This is a genomic window from Marseilla massiliensis (assembly GCF_016899955.1).
Taxonomy (GTDB): Bacteria; Bacteroidota; Bacteroidia; order Bacteroidales; family Bacteroidaceae; genus Prevotella; species Prevotella intestinigallinarum.
In genome coordinates, this window is the sequence record NZ_JACJJL010000015.1 from 72,306 (window position 1) to 90,450 (window position 18,145).

Consider the following 18,145-nt stretch of genomic DNA (forward strand, 5'->3'; position numbering starts at 1 on the left):
AATTATTGCTTTGCATAAGATAAGCTGCACTCAGGGATGTGCAAGCCAGCTTGCATTCCTCTCGTTTGCATTATCTTTGAATATTTTGTCTATCTCTTCTTTCAAGTCCATGCATTCCTCCAGCTTCATGCAGAATTCGCTGACAGACGGCAATACGCCCTGAGGCGTTTTGGGAGCCAGGCTGAATATATCTGGGCGAAGCTGCGGGTCAAGATACAGAGCCAGGCGCTCGGCTGTGTCTGAAGCGAAGCTCAGCCATCCGTTGTGGAGCAGCCACGACAACACAGCGCGCGAAAACCGTGGCCCCCACGCCTCGTAATTGGCGTCAAACCACGACCGTGGCACCGTGTCAAAGCCAGTCTGCTTGTCAATCCATTTTATTTCTTCGCGCTGGGCGGCTGTGAGCAACCCCACCATATCGGTCACCGACTGATATGATGCCGACTCCTTTATGGTGTAATAAGCCCATTGCCTGTCTGAATAGTTACAGATTGGCACACTAAGCTCGAAGAACTTGCCAAACGGACGTTTGCGAGCCAGCAAGATTGCGGCACGCTCCTCGTTGCAATCAAGCAGTTCGCACCAAAACGCCAATGGCATGCGTTGTGCCAATTGTCGCAACACATACTCGTTGTCGTTCTCCCGCTTGTCGGGACTAAGTTCCTCAAAGCCCATCTGTTTCATCTCGGGAGTAAACTCAACTTTGCCGTACGACCACCCCAAGAGCCTGCCATATTTGATTTTCCCGCTGAGTATGGCCCGGCAGCGCATGGCAAGCTGGGAATCGGGCATTCGGAACATGAGATTGCGCGCCGTTTCCTTTACCGCCGAACTGCGGTCTGTCTGTGAGACGTCAATCAGAAACTGTTCGTCGGCCTTGCCGAGGTTGACCTGCAAACAGGCAAGCAACTCGTTGCGGTGTGCGGCCGACTCATTCTTCCAGTCGCCCTTGAGCATCTCCAATGCAGCGACGGGATTGTCGCGTCTGCACGACCTCAAGATTGACTTTCTTTCACCGTGTGATGCCGTCGACCAAGCCTCAGCCCCGTCGGCACTCGTATCGGAACATCCCATTAGCCCAAGCAGCCAACGGGCGCGGTTGCCACCGAGCACAGCAAGCAGCTCCCGCTCTTCACTGCCGGTGGAATTGTTGCGGTCGTAGGCGCGCCGCAACAATGGCGGCAATACTTCCGGGGATATTATTCGATGCATAGCGGCAGCCTTACGGTAAGCATAAGGCAACAGGAAACGCATTTGCAAGAGCCGAGAGAGCATGGCGTTCTGCCCATCGCCAAGATACGGCAAATCCTCACCGGGGGCTTCGCCTGCCGTCGCCACCACGGCGGACGGTTGAGGCTCCCACCCTGCCCGCCTGTAGGCAAAGGCCACGGCAGCAGCCTGATAGAAAGCTTCCTCACGGTCGTGTGCCGCACGTTGTATTGCCTGCATCACTCCGTCCAGCGCCTCAGGCAGACCGTCGAAGTCAATGTCTCTGTTTGCTGTACCAAGCAACGCCGCCTGTATTATATTGTCAGTTATGTTCATCTCTCCAAGTATGATATTCGTTATTATACCACATAGCCACCAGTCGCCACCTGCCATCATTTGCAAGCACAAAGGCACAAAATGGTTTTCCACCGCTAATGGCAAGCACATCTATGCGCATTTCGTCGGAAACAACCAATGGCACAGCATTGCCGGCCATGTCGACCAGGCAACACGCCCCGCCACTGCCGGCCAGCAAAACATCGGAAACCAGCAAAGGTATGTCTTCGGCCAAAGGATTCTCTGTGGCATGCTGTCTGTAACGCAGTGCAGCCTGCGACAAGTCGGCACAGAAAGCGGGCACGACCCTGCCATCGACCAAGATCAGTTCTTTTGGCAACGCACGACGGTTGGTACCCGCCCCTGGATAGTAACACATGCTGCCGTCATAGACACAACCCGGAACCCAGCCTGCATCGGCTATGCTGCCCGGTACAGAGAAACTGAGATAGATGGCACAACGGCCGCTGTGCTCCCCATAAAACCAGTATGAGTCGGTGGTAAGTCCGTTTGCTGTCTGCGAACGCTTGCCAAGCACAAGCCAACGGTCAACCAAGGGCTCACCGCCCAACACCATGTCACGCGATTGCGAAAAGCCGACTTGTGTGCGAATCTCATCCTGCCAGTCGACCGGCAGCCGGTCTACATTACGATAGGCGCTTATCACCATGAACAGCTTGCTTAGCTTGTCGGTAAGCTCATGTTTCCAACTCTCGGCACCATAATCAATGTCGGCCATCGCCCTGAGCCGTGCGGCAAGGCCAGGTGCCTGGGCGTCGACCATGCGCTTGGCCATGGCCTCAAAAACAGAATATGCACGTTCGGGAACATTGACAAGACCGTTGCGCAACAGGTCTTTCATCCACACTTCCAAGTCGGCCATGCCTTCCATCACATTCTGGTGGCGCTTGGCCAAACGCTTGGCCTTGGCTTCCTCGTCCACCGGGGCAGCCTGAGTGCCTGGCTTTTCTTTTTTCTCGGCCCTGACAGCACGCTTGTCCAGCCATGCCTTCACCCAATCGGGCTCGTCGGCCTGCTCAAATCCATCGGCATGGCTTTCGTAAAGGAAAAGCAGCCCGAGGGCATGTTTGCAGGGAAACTTTCGGCTCGGACACGAACATTTGAAAGCTATATCGGTAATGTCAACCGCTGTCTGGTATGGATTTTTGCCGCTGCCTTGGCAATGCCCCCAGATGCATCGGTCGCTGAATTGCCTGACACTCCACTTGGAAGTGGTTGCCAAACCCTTGGCAGCCTTAACGGAAGCCTCGTCTGGTGCGAGCTGAACTATCTGTTCTTTAGTTAATTTCAAAGGCATATCGTTGTTTAATTTATAGCATATATGTTTTTACAAACACTGTCTAAAACCCACAATCGGGCCATATCATCCGGCCTTGCCATGTGCCCCAAGACCACAAATGACGGCCAGCCAGTGCTTTGTGCCGCCTTGCCTCAATGATGTGGCTGTGCACCACCACTTACAATTATGCATTCATTATCATCATAAACCATTAACTCTAAAATGACGCATTTACGTCAATAGATTTTGGCTGTTTTAGGTTGGCAATACCAAACGACATATAATCATTCATGCTGTCATTGACTGAAAGCCATATACACCGTCTGGATGGCACTTACAGACGTTACCTTGATTGACGTCTACACTGCCGATGCCGGTTACTCCGTATGCGGAAAGCCAGAAAAACATGTGGCAACAATACAATAGCCTATGCCTGGATATGCACTTACCGGCCACTATTTCCAACATTCGCCGCCACACATTCTGGAACATACCCATGCCGACTGTAGCTACATGTCATTGATTTGACGACAAATATCCATGATACGTCCATTTTGCAAAATACAAAGTTAATGCATTTAATGCATTGTTTGGTATTTTTTTTTGCAAATAAATGTTATATTAATATCCGTAATATTCACCTACCTGCAAATATGCGGCTGAAGACATCCTTAGTTTTCTTTATTTCCCGTATGCGCCATATCGCTACACCAAACGGCATGTTTTGCTTCGCGATATGGCCTGTTTCAGCCAGACAAACGGCACATCTTGCAACTCTCTGAATGGCAATGGGTTAAGGGGGAAGCCCCTTGCAGGTGTACTAAACACCAAAAAATCCGACGGCGATGCGCGCATGCCGACTGCAAAATATGGCATGGGCTGTTTGCAGATATGCATCAACGCTACCGACAAACGTATGTACGGCAACCGGCAGGCATCGCTAAAAAAGTTTAACGGTCTTTTCGAAGATTGCCAAAAATTGAAAAAACATCCCGCCAATCCACATTGCTCAATCCTATCGCCTATATTCATTATGTATAAGGACAACAAGTTTAATTATTCAAAATCAAAACCATCATGACGTCATTAAGATTAAAATTCCGGCCTTCCACAGCCAACGGAAAGGAAGGAACGCTGTTCTTCATCCTAACCCACCGGAGGGCAACGAGAACAATATATACCGAGTTTCATATCAAGCCAAATGAATGGAACGATTATTCGTCTGCCGTTAAAATATCAGGCACGCCAGAGCGGCAAGCGCAATTGCAGTTGATTGCATCAAAAGTAAACTGGAGTTACAAACTGCTGAAATCCATTATTGCAGAAAAAGAAACGTCGTGTGTTGAGTACAGCGCAGACGACATCATTGAGGCATACAGACGATTGCCGCCATACCAAACGTGGTTCTGCTTCATAAGGGATATGGTGGAAATGAAAATAAGCACCGGACGTATGGGAACGGCCAAAACATATCGTGACGCCCTGAGCAGCTTTGCCAAATTTCGCAATGGGGAAGACATTACCGCCGACGCCCTCGAACCAAGGCACATTGCTCAATATGAAGCTTGGCTGAAAAGCCGAGGGCTAAACCGCAACTCGTCGTCATGCTACTTGCGAACCCTACGCACACTCTACAGAAAAGCCGTTGAAACAGGACTAACCATGGACAAAGACATATTCAGGCATGTGTTCACCGGGTTTGCCAAAACGGCAAAACGAGCCATTACTATCGAGTCGGTAAGAAAAATAAGACAAATAAAACTGGATGACGGCTCGCCGATAGCATTCGCCAGAGACATGTTCATACTGAGCATTTACCTGCAGGGCATGGCCTTTGTAGACTTGGCATACCTTAAAAAGACTGATGTAAGGAACGGGCTGCTGATGTACAAACGCAAGAAAACCAGACAAAACCTGGCCATAGGCTGGGAACCGCAAATGCAGGAAATAGTAAATCTATACACGCATCTAACTAAAGAAAGCCCCTACTTACTACCTATCATCACTAAACCGGACGGGACAGAACGGCAACAGTATGAGAAGATGGAACACAACGTGAACAGAAACTTAAAGAAACTTGGCTGCATGGCCGGCTTGAACATTCCACTGACAACTTATGTAGCCCGCCATACGTGGGCAAGCACCATGCGCGATTTGGGAGTAGACCTGTCTATAATAAGCACAGGCTTGGGGCACGACAGCCTTCGGACTACCCAAATATATCTTTCTACGATAGATAATGCGTCGGTAACAAAAGCAAATCAGATGATGATAAACAAACTATTGGCAGACTAAGGCGCTGAGATAAATGGAAAGCATCTTCTGAGGCAGTTGTACAATATGAAGCGGCAAGCCACGGTAAAGTGCTATATATCAGTATGTAATACGAGCGCCAAGTTCGTTTTTGTAAAACAAACTGGTCGTGTATTAAAATATTCATCAAACTTTTTCATGGAAAAGAGCCGCGGTTAGATTGTTTTTATTAATTTTGCAAGCAAATTGCCGCTTCATATTGTAAAACGCTTTAAAGGTGGCACTCATATTTATACATAAACAAATGATTATCAAACATATCGTGGTATGGAGAGTAAAAGATTAAAGTGTTCGCCACTTTATCCATCTGACCACATAACAACGGTAGAACATTGCTGCTGAGTATCGTCCGGAATGCTATCGTTAAACCTGAAAAAAGGTACTTCATAACCCTCATGCGACTGTCGTGAGGGTAACATAGAGAACATCTTTTCGCGAACAATGCCGCTTACAGACAAGCTGAATCACATAGACTACAATTGGTATCTTGTCAGAACCAAACCTGGACACGAAAAGGAACTGTGTTCTATTATTGAATGCTGTAAGTCTGAAACCAAAAACATTTTGGAAGCGTATTGCCCCACCCACACAACGGTAAATGTTTACCACGGAGGCAACGAACGCAGGATGCCTCTGTTTGACGGTTATGTATTCGTGCTCGCAACACAAAAAGCACTTGCTGACTTTATCAGAGATAAATATCCTAACGCATCCATACGTTACAACCGTAAACAAGCGAAAGAAGACAAGGCCACCCCTTGCACAATACCCGAAGTACAGATGAAAGCGTTTATGGACTTCAATGAAAACTATGCAGACAAGGTGGTTGTGCTGGAACGACCTTATGCAGACTACGCAAAAAATCCCAACGAGCATAACATACCGAACGAAATAGTGCGCGTGCTCGACGGTCCACTGGCTGGATGCGAGGGTTATGTTTGTCGCTTCCGCCGCAAACGCGGACTTGTCTTCGAGGTGCAAGGCGTTATGCCGGGCAGTCACCTGACCGTTTACTACCCCAACATATACGAACTGCACGTTGTTCGCCTGCACAATGCAGAGGGCGACCGCTTGTCAATAGGCACAGAGAAAGACCGTGCGGCCGACCTGCTGGTTGGCGTTCTTCAAGCCTGTGGATGTGGAAAACGTACACTCTCTATGTTACATTACATCATAGAACACCTTGCGGCCAACTTGTCGTTAACCTCATTATGCCTTGATTTACTGAAACAAAACCACAAGGCCTTGAGCCACAGGCTGGCAGAAATGACAAACGAAGAAGCCGGACAGCTGTTGAACTTAGCCAGATATGAACATGACAACAATGGCTATGTGCGCAAAGCTTATAGTAAACTTATAATTAGGCCATTCCTTACACCGACGTCAGGCATTGACATGGAAGGCAAAGGTGAAATTACATTTAAGCATGATGAGTTTACGGAAATAATACGGAGAGTGGATATTTCCGAAGAAATATATTACCCAAGCAAGAAAAAGTCTGCCAAAGTTGCGGAAACATATTATGCCCACATCGGCCTCGTTGAGAATCATGACAGTAAGGAATACACCCTATTTGCCAACTGGGATTATTTCTTGGGAGAATACTTTCTGACATCGGGCAAAGCCAACGAACAGTTAGTAAAAGGAACTGTCAAGCATGTTGTATGTGCTACTCAAGGCGCATGTGAGAGCTCCACCATCAATGGTAAATTAAAACAAGATGAGAAAGAAAAACTCATTGAGTCTTTTCGAAATTACTCACCTACTCTATATAAAACCCTCACCGACGAGAGTTCTCCGGTTAAGGCCATCTCCGGGTTTAAGATTGGCGACAACTGCCTGAACGTCTTTGCCATCAAGTCAAAGCCAAAAGAAAGGGCAACCGCAACGGACACGTTGATACACACCTGCATAAGCATATGCACGGAAATCAATACCACAAACCACCTTGCATTGTGGCGCCGGTATTTGCAGACAGTTTGGTTGCACAAGTAGATTTGGACAAGAAAAGAGGAATCGTTACGATAATTGTTTCCGAAAGCCCCAATGTCCGGCAGATCCATGTCGCAGCCACCATGGCATTGAATTCGGGCGAACCTGACATATTTGATTTTCCAAGTTGACTGCCCCTGGACAAAGCTGTTCATGGGTCATGATGATAGTACGGATTGGATATGAATCTTAAATTAAATAATAAATAAAACAAAGATGGCGGATTTTGCGCTTCTACCATTTTGCAAGTAAGCGTCCAAAACTGACGTATTGCCCGTTCAGATAGATGTAGTTACCTTCGCGCTGTCAACCTAAAAAGTTTATTGATATGTACAGCAGTGAAGATTTTGAAAGGCTATTCATCCGTTACAAGAGTGTGTCCTATCCGAAGGGCGAAAGCATACAGACGTTCTGCCACAGGAACAACGTCCCTTACAACCTGTTTGAGAAATGGTACAAGGATACCCGGCACAAGGTTGTGGAAGTAAACATTTCGGGCCGCCCTTCCCTGTCGGAAACGGACAATGCGAAAGACTCGGTTCCGCAAGAGGCAAAAGAACCGTCCCCCAAAATGCGCATATTGGTGGACCTGCGCGTGAGCAACGGCCTGCGTCTGCGCCAAGGGAATTTAAACTACGGGCAGCTGAAACGGCTCGTGGAGAAGCTGGAGGGCCTATGTTGAGCATCAGCGAACTCGGCAGGTTCTATTACCTGCGCAATTTCCATGACATGAGGTGCAAGTACGCCCGCGTCCTCTCCGTGATACACCAGCAGATGGACAGGGAGGCGCAGGCCGGGGAGGTGTACATCATGATGTCGAAGGACATGCAGACGGTGCGCCTTTACAGCTACGAAAAACACTCGTGCAGCCTTTACGAGAAACGTTTCGACAAGGGATACAAGTTCATGAGGGTGTTCCATGAAGGTGACCGCAAGGTGTTTTCGATAAGCTGGGACGACGTGGTGGTATTGCTTGGCTCTCCAGTTGTTAAAACATTGAAAATCAAATAATTACATTCTTTCTCCCTTGGCTGTGTCAGATATTTTTATTATCTTTGTATAGTAATGAACGTATCGGCATGTCCAATGGAAGACAAGGATTTAATATTAGAATCAGCCCACAGACTGAAGCGTTGGGAGGAGACTCCCCGGCGCGTGGCTGACGACTATGTCGACATGAACAGGGACGAATTAATCAAGCTGGCCAATTACCAGAGGGAACGCCTGGAAGAGGCGGATCTCGCCCGCAGGAAAAGCGTCAGGAAGAACGCCGAACTGTCGGACAAGCTCACGGAACTGACGGAACTGCTCCGCAAGAGCAACGAGGCCGTGTCTGCAATGGCCGTACAGGTGTCCGAGCTGACGAGGCAGCTCAAGGCGGAAAGGGAGGAGTCTGCGAAACTGCGGAGTGAGGTCAAGGCCGGGCGGAAGCACCTTTTCGGAAAGAAGTCGCAGAAAGGCACGAAGTCCAAGGACGACGACATGCCCACTCCGCATACGGACGTGAAAGGCGGCTTTGACGGCACGCCGGAATCACTGCCGGACAACCTTGACGTGGATGTGGTGAAAAATACAAAGGACGCATCCGGTGAACCGGCAGCACGCCAAAAGGAATGCAGGCTCTACCGCCTGGACAAGACCTATCGCACGATGGATGCCGACAATCACGTGTACCACAGGAGCGACCTGGGCAAGCTGCCAAAGGGGGCTGTCATGATAAAGACGTATCCACGCTACACATACAACCAGGAAACCGTCGTGACGGAGCACGAGTACGAGATAGTGGAATACAAGGACAAGGAAGGCAGGCTCATGCGCGGCTACTTCCCGATGGACGGCGAGAAGGACGAGCCTGTAATTGAAAGCGTCCCGGGCACGCACGCCGCACCCGGCATGATGGCATACCTCGTGTTCAACCGCTTCTTCCTCGACACTCCGGTCTACAGGGAGACGGCACGCCTGTTGCAAGAAAGGATGCGCCTGTCGAGGCAGACCGTAACGAACTGGCTGGAGAAAGGCTCGCGGTTCTTCAAGGGAGTGATAGAATACCTGAAAGGCCATTGCATGGAAAAAGACTCCATCGTGAACTGCGACGAGACGTGGTGCCGCGTGAAGGTCGACGGGAAGTACCGTAAACGCTATGTCTGGTGCTTGGTCAACAGGTTGGCAAGGGTGGCAATCTACTGTTACGAGGACGGCTCGCGTGGGCGCAAGGTGCTGAAGGACATCCTTGAAGGCCGTGAACTGCGCGCCCTGCAGACCGACGGTTACAACGTGTACCTGTACCTCGACGACGAGATGCTCGACATCGACCATGTCTGCTGCATGGCGCACGTGAGGGCGAAGTTCAAGTACGCAGCCGAGATAGAGCACGACGTCAACGCCCGCAAGTTCCTTGAATACATCGGAAGGCTTTACGCACTGGAGAAGAGGTATGAAGAGGAAAAGCTCAGTGCGGAACAAGTGAGGTACTTCAGGAACTCCGCCGAAACGACGGGGATAATAATAGAAATGAGGAGCCTGCTCGACCTGGTGAAATCCGAAAACGCGCCGAGGCACGGAAACCTGATGGAGAAGGCGGTCAGTTACCTCGACCATTTCTGGAACCAGGTTTTCCTGCACAGGAAAGACGGGGACTACACGATAGACAACAGCCTTGCCGAGCGGTGCATCAGGCCGCTGGCGAACGAGAGGAAGAACTCGCTTTTCTTCGGAAGCGACAAGATGGCGCGTGTCAGCGCGGCCTACCACTCCGTCGTGTCCACCTGCAGGCTGCAGGGGTATTCGATATTGGAATACCTCAAGAAATTCTTTGCCGAGATAGTCGCAGGCAACCGTGACTACGGAAAACTTATGCCATCAACCATCGGCATAAGTGCTAACAAATTATAAATATAATCTGAATTTTAATCTTATTTTGGACATACCGCCTGAAAAGCAGGGGGTACGTCAGAATTGGACGCTTACGAAAGATGAGCATTACGATTACTTCGATGACATGTACAGTCCCGACTATGTTTGCCAAGACATGATGGAGTCAATCATCAGTTCAATTAAGAGTGGAAATTCTCCCACGGAAGAATTACAGCGTTTGAAAGACGGATTGGAGAAGTTGAAGCATACAGAGGCGTACGAGGATTACGGTGTGCCGTATGCTTTGAATGTATGGGAAAGGTTTCTTGCTTAAATATTATCCATTATTCATTTATTATGATGAACGCAACTATGGAAAATGATGTTCTAACCATCGGCATAAGTGGAAACAAATTCTAAAAATCAACCGATTTTAATTACATGTTAGGCATTTCGTCTGAAAATCGGAGACGATGCAAAAAATGTTTCATCAATCGTGTAATTCGAGAAGAAAGGAAACTTATGAAAAGTATTAAAATAGCCATAATCTTTTGTGCCGGGCTATCACTTGCTTTCTTGGTTCTTTTTTTAATTAACAGACAATACGATTATAGTTGGCCTTTGGCAACGGATATTGTGGGGCATTATGGTGACTTTATCGGTGGATTTGTAGGTTCTTTGTTGAGTGTAGTCCTCCTTTATTATACTTTCAGATCCCAAATTGCCGAGTCGAAAGAAAATGCTAAAGTGTACATTAAGCAACAATTCAATGAAACATTTTTCCACTTGTTACACCAATATAATTCTATTGTAGAAACCTTCTCCGCGAGAGTGGAAAGCGAAGAAACAGCATTACACGGAAAAGAAGCATTGCACTATTATGTGCAACAGATGCAAACGGAATTTGACAATGGTGAATTTTATGAAAACCGCAAGGAAGCTGTCGGTTGTTTCATGAATTTTTATGCGGCACACGAAGATTTCACACCTATCTATTATAGAACCCTGTACCGGATTTTCGACATGATAGAAACTACCAATATAGACGATGATGAGAAGGTAAAATATGCAAAAATAGTCAGGTCTCAGTTGACAGACTCTGAGCTTGTACTGTTACGATACAATGCCATGACCGCTTATGGACGAAAAATGCGCAAATATGTTGTGAACTATAATTTATTGAAACACATGCCAGCCATGGGACTTCTTGAGTATAGGAAATGGAGAAAAATGCTTACACAATCAATGCAAAATAAACTCAATGTAGTTTTGTATTTGCTGAGAAAAAACATACACGACTTGGAACCCAACCAACCGACACTGGCACATACGAGTTCAAGGGCAAAATATCATGTTAATGTCACCATGAAAGATGAAGGTCGTGAAGTGAAAATTGATTTTCATCGGAATCTCAATTCGACAGTTTTGGGCAATGACGAGTTTTCATGTTTTGAGACAATGCCTCTCTCTGTTATTGGAGAGTTGCTAGAAGAATGGTTAAAAGAAATATTTATTTTTTCTCTTTTGGGAATTAAAGAAAAGAAGAATAAAGTCTTAATAACCAAAAAGATTGATACAACTTCTTCAAAAGAGCATTTGACCATCTCGGTGAATTCAAAGACAAAGAAACCGCTTAATGTTTGTGGTAAAACGTTAGGTACGGAAAACTTATGCCATCAACCATCGGCATAAGTGCTAACAAGCTATAAATATAATTTGAATTTTAATCTTATTTTAGACACACCGCCTGAAAAACAGGGGGTACGTCAGAATTGGACGCTTACGAAATAATGGCGAGCACATCGAATAATAAAATAATATTAAAAAACACAGGCATGCTGTATATTAGGATGCTGGTCGTGATGGCCGTATCTTTTTATACTGTTCGAATTGTGCTTGAGGAACTAGGCATTTCTGATTACGGTCTCTATAATATTGTAGGTGGTATCGTTGTTCTATTTTCCTTTTTAAAAACGACACTAACATCTGCATCGCAAAGGTTTTTCTCTTTTACAATCGGAAAAGGCAACGTTAAAGAGATGGAAGAAATATTCAAAACTAATATTTTCTTCTATTTGATTGTGTGTGCAGTTATTATCATTTTATCGGAAACTATAGGACTTTGGTTTTTGAATTCCCAATTAAACATAGAATTAGACAGAATAGAAGCAGCCAATTGGACATATCAAATGTCCATTATTGCTTTTATACTTTCTACGATGACAGTACCTTATGAATCTGTTATTACCTCTCATGAAAACATGAGTTTTTATGCTTATGTCAGCATATTAGAAGCTTTTCTAAAACTGATAGTGGCTTATTTGCTCGCTTTGTTCCAGTATGACAAATTAATTATATATAGTATTTTAATAACCTTTTCTTCACTTGTAGTATTCCTTGTTTATGCAATTTATTGTCAAAAGAAATTTCAAGAGTGTAGTTTCGGCTTCTCATGGAACAGAAAAATGTTCAAGGAAATAGCCGCATATTCTGCATGGAACATTGTAGGAACAACAGCTAGCATTGTTAATAACCAAGGTAGCAATATCGTTCTCAATTTATATTTTGGAACTGTTGTTAATGGGGCGAAAGCCATTGCATCGCAAATAATAGGGGTTGCAACAAGATTTTCGTCAAATTTCTTCACTGCAGTAAGGCCGAGACTAATCAAATTATATGCAAGTGGAAGACTTGATGAAATGTATAAACTGATTAACCAAAGTGCTAAAGTATCTTATTTCCTAATCTTCATTATAGCTCTGCCTCTTATTTTGCAAATAGACTATGTCCTTTCATTGTGGTTGGGTCATGTACCGCCCTATGCAAAAATATTCGCCATATTGTCTATTGTTAGTATATTGATTGATTCACTTAGTAACCCATTAGTCTCAGCAGCGCAAGCTACAGGAAACATAAAAAAATATCAGATAACGCTGTGTATTATACTATTGTCTGGAGTTCCTGTCTCATATTGCCTTTTGTCCTTTTACAAGAATCCCAATTTAGTGTTTTACATAACGATATTTATATCTCTCATATCATTGATTGCGCGACTAATTATAGTAAGATCTCTAATTAAGTTACCTGTTAAGTCCTTTTTGAAGGATGTAGTATTTCATGTTTGTTTATCTTCCACATTATCTGTAATAGTCGCCTATATATACATTCATTATTCACATTCTAGTGGAAATTCATTCCTTGGCTTCGTCGTTAATACTTTGATTATTTTAATCGTAACAGTCGCTGCAATTATTGTCTTTGGCTTGAATAAAACAGAAAGGACACAGGTAAAAACAATATTGAATAAACTGATAAATAAGTTGATATTAAGATAAACAATGAGCAATCGCATTAGATTATATTTCAATATATTCAAAAACCTCATCACCGACATTATATACCCAGATAGCTACGTACTACTCTATGCAAAATCACTTGAGTCAAACAATAATTTTGGTGATGATATCGGTGAAGTTATTGTATCTTTTCTCACGAAGAAAAAATTGCTGCAATATAGGGGAGCATACATAAGTAGATTTTTGCGAAAAAAGCCTAATTATTTGATTGTTGGCAGTATTATTCCTCAGTTCACTAAACCAAATACTATTATTTGGGGAAGCGGTGTTGGAGAGTCTACGCATATTCTTTCTAACAAGCCTTTGAAAGTATTGGCCGTAAGAGGTCCATTAACAAGGCAATACTTAATAGAAAGAGGGGTTGATTGCCCAGATGTTTATGGTGATCCGGCCCTATTGTTGTCAAAATACTATGCGCCAAACAAGGAGAAAAAATACAAATTCGGGCTCATTCCACATTTCTTAGATCAAAATGAAGAATTCTTCCAATATATGCAAAAATTAGGGGATGATGTAATCTTTATTAACGTGAGAAAATATGGAACATGGAAAAACTTCATTGACCAAGTCTGTTCATGCGAATTCGTTTTTTCAAGCTCGTTACATGGTTTAATTATCGCAGATGCTTTTGGTATTCCTAATATATGGTGCCAATTTTCACACAAGATGGAAGATGATGGATTCAAATTCAGGGATTATCTGATGTCAGTAAATAAACACAACTTAAGACCCGTAGAAATTATGGACAAAGATAGGGATGACCTGGATGTATTAAAGACGATGGCAGAAAAGCCTACTATAAATTTAGATAACATGTTAAGTGTATGTCCATTTAAATAAGCAAAATGACATTATTATACATTGCTTTTTTAGCCTTTTCTATAATACAGTGGTTTAGAAACAAAAAGGCTATATCAATAATTTTTTTGATATTTTCTCTTTGTAATTGTTTCCGTCTATTAGACTTAGGCAGTATCAGTGGGAAAGTTGCAGATTATGCCTTGATTTACGTTTTTGTCATTTTAGTATATAGTTACAAAAATATAAATCTAAAAGGAGACTTTGTCGGTAAATTAGTTATTACAATTGTTGGTTACTGCACAATTAGTTTAATATGTACAATAGTTTTCACAGAGGAAAAACCCATATTGGCCTTTCAAGCATACAGACGCTGCTTAACCTTACTTATGTATTTTGTAATTAAGCAGTTAAATTCAAAAGAGTTATTTGATACAATAAAATACACTCTGTGGATTGTCATTATATCTGCACTTCTATATATTTTGCAGCCTTTAGGAATACACCTATATCAAGGAGGGCAAGATGAAACTTTTTATGCTGGAGAAATGACCCGATACAGGAATGCGCCTAATTACATCCATTTCTTTATCCTTTTCCTCCTTTTTTCAAATTTTAAAATCTCTACTGCAAGAAAATATATATGTTTATTAATACTTCTATGTGGACTTATACTTCCAATGAGTAGGACCAATATATTCACATTGGGTGTTGTTATTATTGTATACTTGTTATCCCAAAGGGAAATGAAGGCCGTGTTCGGGCTAACAATAGTTTGCCTTATTGCATTTGCCATTTTTGGCTCATATTGGGAATATCGCATGGGTAGTACAGACACTTCCAACGATATAATGTCTGCCTTGAGTATGCGAAACTATAAAGACTATGATGGCAGTGGAGGAACATTTCAGTTTAGAATAGCTATGCTGATGGAACGCATAGATTATTTATGGAAGAGTCAAAATATATGGTTTGGCATCGGTTTTCCGCATGAATTGTCTGCATATACAAGAAGTCATTTCAATTTTATGGTCGGAACGTCTCTCAATACAGAATATGGCATGTTAAGATGTTATATAGAAACCCCAGATATCAGTTGGGTAACACTTCTAATGAGATTAGGTCTTATTGGGATAATATTGTATATGAGTATGTTCTTTTATATGTGCAAACGATTCTTTAAATTTCATATGCCGCTGGGCGTATGTGCATTGTTGTGGCAAACATATCTATTATTGACATCTTTTTCTGGAGATGTCATTGGTATGTCTGCTTTTAATAACTATTGTCTAATGTTTGTATTGTACAATTATATCATACACTATCATGGCATCAACAAAGACAGAACGGAACAGCTCAATAGAATTGCTTAGAATAACATCTATGTTTTTCATTGTGCTAGGGCACTATATTGGTAATGGGTTGAATATCTACGAGTTGCACCCAATAATGAAGTTATGTAACATTTCTATACTCTCGTTCTGCATAATCGGTGTAAACTGTTTTGTTATAATATCTGGACGCTTTTTAATCAAAGACCCCCTAAAATCATCGGTTAGAATTTTTCTAGAAGCATTATTTTATTCTTTATTGTTTTTCTTTCTGTTATCAGAACATGTAGGGAAATTAGACGTCAAACACTTTTTAAAGGCATTCTTTTGTGTATCACATGGTGGATTATGGTTCGTCAGTTGTTATGTTCAATTATGCCTGCTTAGCCCAGTCCTAAACCGAGCATTGAAAAACGCTCCACCAAAATTGTTAATTTGGTATGTGATTTTTCTCACATTTTTAAATGAGTATTTTGGATTTTTCCTTCATGGCTCCATAAATCCTAATGGTTTTAATATAATGCATTTCATATATTTGTATGTTATAGGTTATACAATTGGGAAAATCAACATCCCCATCAAAATACAAACGGCAATCATAGGATATATCATACTATCTATTATAATTGCATGTTTTGCAATAATCCTATTCAAATATGAAACAAACTTATACCAAAAATACGCCTTTAATTATAACAATCCATTAATTCTCATAAGTTCTATTTTGTGCTTTATAGCGTTTTCAAAACACACATTCGTCAATAGAAAACTAAATTTCATAAGCAAAGGGTGCTTTGCAGTTTATTTAATACAAGGCAATCCATATTTAAAAGAATATATATATGGTTGTATTGGCACTTTACCAAGTTATTTTAATGGCTTTTGTTTATATGGAATTATTGTCTTATTTGCAGCAATGACAGTATTTCTCTTTTGCATGATTGACATTGGCAGGCGTGCAATCTTCGCACGGTTAAAATTAGATAAAATACTGAACAAAGTAAACTTTAAATATGAATAAGCTAAGTATATTGCGAGCTATTTTCAGCTCTGTGTATTTTAATTTCAAATACTTGCCTTTCAGACAAGCTATAAAACTGCCCATTTTATTATATAAGCCACGCTTTAAAGAGCTTAATGGGCATATCGTTATTGAAGCCGCTAATGTTTATTTCGGAATGGTGAGAATGGGATTTTGGAATACTTTGCAGTATCCTGATTCTGGTATTGTATATGAAAACAAAGGCGGTACTATCATTTTCAAAGGAAAATGCACTATAGGTAACGCGTCATCAATTTCTGTTGGGAAAAAAGCAAGAGTAGAAATTGGTGATAGTTTCGAATGCAATGCAGCATTAAAGCTTATTTCTGTTCGGAATGTTACATTTGGAATTAAGACAAGTCTTGGTTGGGACATGATAGTTATGGACACAGGTTTTCATCCGTTGAAGATTAAAGCAACAGGGCAAAAAATGGAAGCTAGTGCGCCAATAAAAATAGGTGATTATAACTGGTTTGGTACTAGAAGCGTAATCTTAAAGGGTGTAGATACCCCCCACCACTGCATTTTTTGCTTTGGCTCAATGCTGACTAAAAAAGTTGAATGTGAGCCCTACAGCCTTTTAGCCGGTACGCCACCAGTAGTAAAGAAAACTGGGATTTACAGAGATTTTGATGATGACATGGAATTTATAGAGTGAAATAATGGAAAAGCTTGCTATTATAATCCCTGCATATAAGGACATCTATCTTTTTAAAACTTTGCTCTCTATAGCCAGGCAAAGTAACACTGATTTCAATCTGTATATTTGCAATGATAATAGTCCATATGATATAGAGAAAGTTTTATTTATGTTCCGTAATGAAACGAACATGGGGTATAAGTACATAAAGTTTGAAGAAAATCTTGGTTCCCAAAATCTTGTTAAGCATTGGAAAAGATGCGTTGACCAAACACACGGCGAAGAATGGATATGGCTATTTTCTGATGATGACATGATGGAGCCAAATTGCGTGCAGGATTTTTATAATACAATTAACACTAAAATAAAGAATGATATACTGCATTTTGACTTAACTATAATCAATAGCGATGATAACGTTAGGAGCGTGTGCAGAAACTATAGCCAAAATATGCGTGCAGAAACTTTTTTTAGTCAATTGTGTAGTGGACAGATTGATGCCAGAATGCCTGAGTTCATATTGCGCCGAAAAAAGTTTGAAGAGATTGGAGGCTATGTTGAGTTTGATTTAGCATGGCGGAGCGATAATGCCACTGTGATAGCGATGTCTAACCCATTCGGAGTAAGGACAATACAAGGTTCTAGAGTCTTGTGGCGATATAGTAGTGATAATATATCCGGGAAAAAAGCAAATATAGTTATATCTCACAGGAAAGACGAATCGACAATTAAATTTTTCAATTGGGTCGATGAGTATTTTAAGGAAAACAAACTTAACTATCAGTTGTCAAAGTTAAGACTAATTCGAAGTTATACTATAAGTCTGAGCCTGTTGTCGCACACTTTTAATATTGGTAGGCTATGGAAATTGTCAGATCGATTTAAGGGATTGAAATCAGTTAGCGACAGACTTATGTTTATTGCCATTTCGTGCTATATGAATATAAAGAACCTTTTGAAGAGTAAATTTTGAAA

Annotated in this window: 14 protein-coding genes; 12 read left to right on the plus strand and 2 right to left on the minus strand. The window is 42.6% G+C overall.

The window, feature by feature from the left end:
- Positions 1–30 precede the first annotated feature (30 nt).
- Together H6B30_RS09915 and H6B30_RS09920 are read right to left on the minus strand one after the other, a co-directional pair.
- Positions 31–1,545: a DUF5691 domain-containing protein gene (locus H6B30_RS09915; RefSeq protein WP_205110134.1), complete on the minus strand. Its 1,515-nt coding sequence runs from the start codon at positions 1,543–1,545 to the stop codon at positions 31–33.
- Positions 1,532–2,863, minus strand: coding sequence for an SWIM zinc finger family protein (locus tag H6B30_RS09920; RefSeq protein ID WP_205110136.1), 1,332 nt, complete (start codon positions 2,861–2,863; stop codon positions 1,532–1,534). The genes H6B30_RS09915 and H6B30_RS09920 overlap by 14 nt, the downstream gene beginning before the upstream one ends.
- Positions 2,864–3,922: 1,059 nt before the next feature.
- Here H6B30_RS09920 and H6B30_RS09925 point away from each other — a divergent pair.
- The 12 genes from H6B30_RS09925 (at position 3,923) to H6B30_RS09980 (ending at position 18,143) form a co-directional block, all read left to right on the plus strand.
- Positions 3,923–5,140, plus strand: a complete 1,218-nt coding sequence (locus tag H6B30_RS09925) for a tyrosine-type recombinase/integrase (RefSeq protein ID WP_205110138.1) — start codon at positions 3,923–3,925, stop codon at positions 5,138–5,140.
- 459 nt (positions 5,141–5,599) lie between these two features.
- Entirely contained in the window at positions 5,600–7,153 is a 1,554-nt protein-coding gene (locus H6B30_RS09930) for a transcription termination/antitermination NusG family protein (RefSeq protein ID WP_205110140.1), read from the plus strand.
- Positions 7,154–7,478: 325 nt separating this feature from the next.
- Entirely contained in the window at positions 7,479–7,832 is a 354-nt protein-coding gene (locus H6B30_RS09935; RefSeq protein WP_205110142.1) for a hypothetical protein, read from the plus strand.
- Positions 7,826–8,161: an IS66 family insertion sequence element accessory protein TnpB gene (gene tnpB / locus H6B30_RS09940; protein WP_205110144.1), complete on the plus strand. Its 336-nt coding sequence runs from the start codon at positions 7,826–7,828 to the stop codon at positions 8,159–8,161. The genes H6B30_RS09935 and tnpB overlap by 7 nt, the downstream gene beginning before the upstream one ends.
- A gap of 75 nt (positions 8,162–8,236) precedes the next feature.
- On the plus strand, positions 8,237–10,042 hold the full coding sequence (gene tnpC / locus H6B30_RS09945; protein WP_205110146.1) for an IS66 family transposase: 1,806 nt from the start codon (positions 8,237–8,239) through the stop codon (positions 10,040–10,042).
- A 483-nt stretch (positions 10,043–10,525) separates the two neighbouring features.
- Positions 10,526–11,695 (plus strand): putative phage abortive infection protein, encoded by a 1,170-nt coding sequence (locus H6B30_RS09950; RefSeq protein ID WP_205110148.1) that lies wholly within the window; start codon positions 10,526–10,528, stop codon positions 11,693–11,695.
- A gap of 80 nt (positions 11,696–11,775) precedes the next feature.
- The gene (locus H6B30_RS09955; protein WP_205110150.1) at positions 11,776–13,338 is read left to right on the plus strand and encodes an oligosaccharide flippase family protein; all 1,563 of its coding nucleotides are present in this window, start codon (positions 11,776–11,778) and stop codon (positions 13,336–13,338) included.
- A gap of 3 nt (positions 13,339–13,341) precedes the next feature.
- Entirely contained in the window at positions 13,342–14,199 is an 858-nt protein-coding gene (locus H6B30_RS09960) for a polysaccharide pyruvyl transferase family protein (RefSeq protein WP_205110152.1), read from the plus strand.
- 5 nt (positions 14,200–14,204) lie between these two features.
- On the plus strand, positions 14,205–15,530 hold the full coding sequence (locus H6B30_RS09965; protein ID WP_205110154.1) for an O-antigen ligase family protein: 1,326 nt from the start codon (positions 14,205–14,207) through the stop codon (positions 15,528–15,530).
- Between the two features lie 10 nt (positions 15,531–15,540).
- Entirely contained in the window at positions 15,541–16,509 is a 969-nt protein-coding gene (locus H6B30_RS16750) for an acyltransferase family protein (protein WP_369126796.1), read from the plus strand.
- Positions 16,502–17,188 carry an acyltransferase gene (locus H6B30_RS09975; RefSeq protein WP_205110157.1) on the plus strand — a complete coding sequence of 229 codons (687 nt, stop codon included), beginning with the start codon at positions 16,502–16,504 and terminating at the stop codon, positions 17,186–17,188. Before H6B30_RS16750 ends, H6B30_RS09975 begins: the two co-directional genes overlap by 8 nt.
- A 4-nt stretch (positions 17,189–17,192) precedes the next feature.
- Positions 17,193–18,143 carry a glycosyltransferase gene (locus H6B30_RS09980; RefSeq protein ID WP_205110159.1) on the plus strand — a complete coding sequence of 317 codons (951 nt, stop codon included), beginning with the start codon at positions 17,193–17,195 and terminating at the stop codon, positions 18,141–18,143.
- The last annotated feature ends 2 nt before the right edge of the window (positions 18,144–18,145 follow it).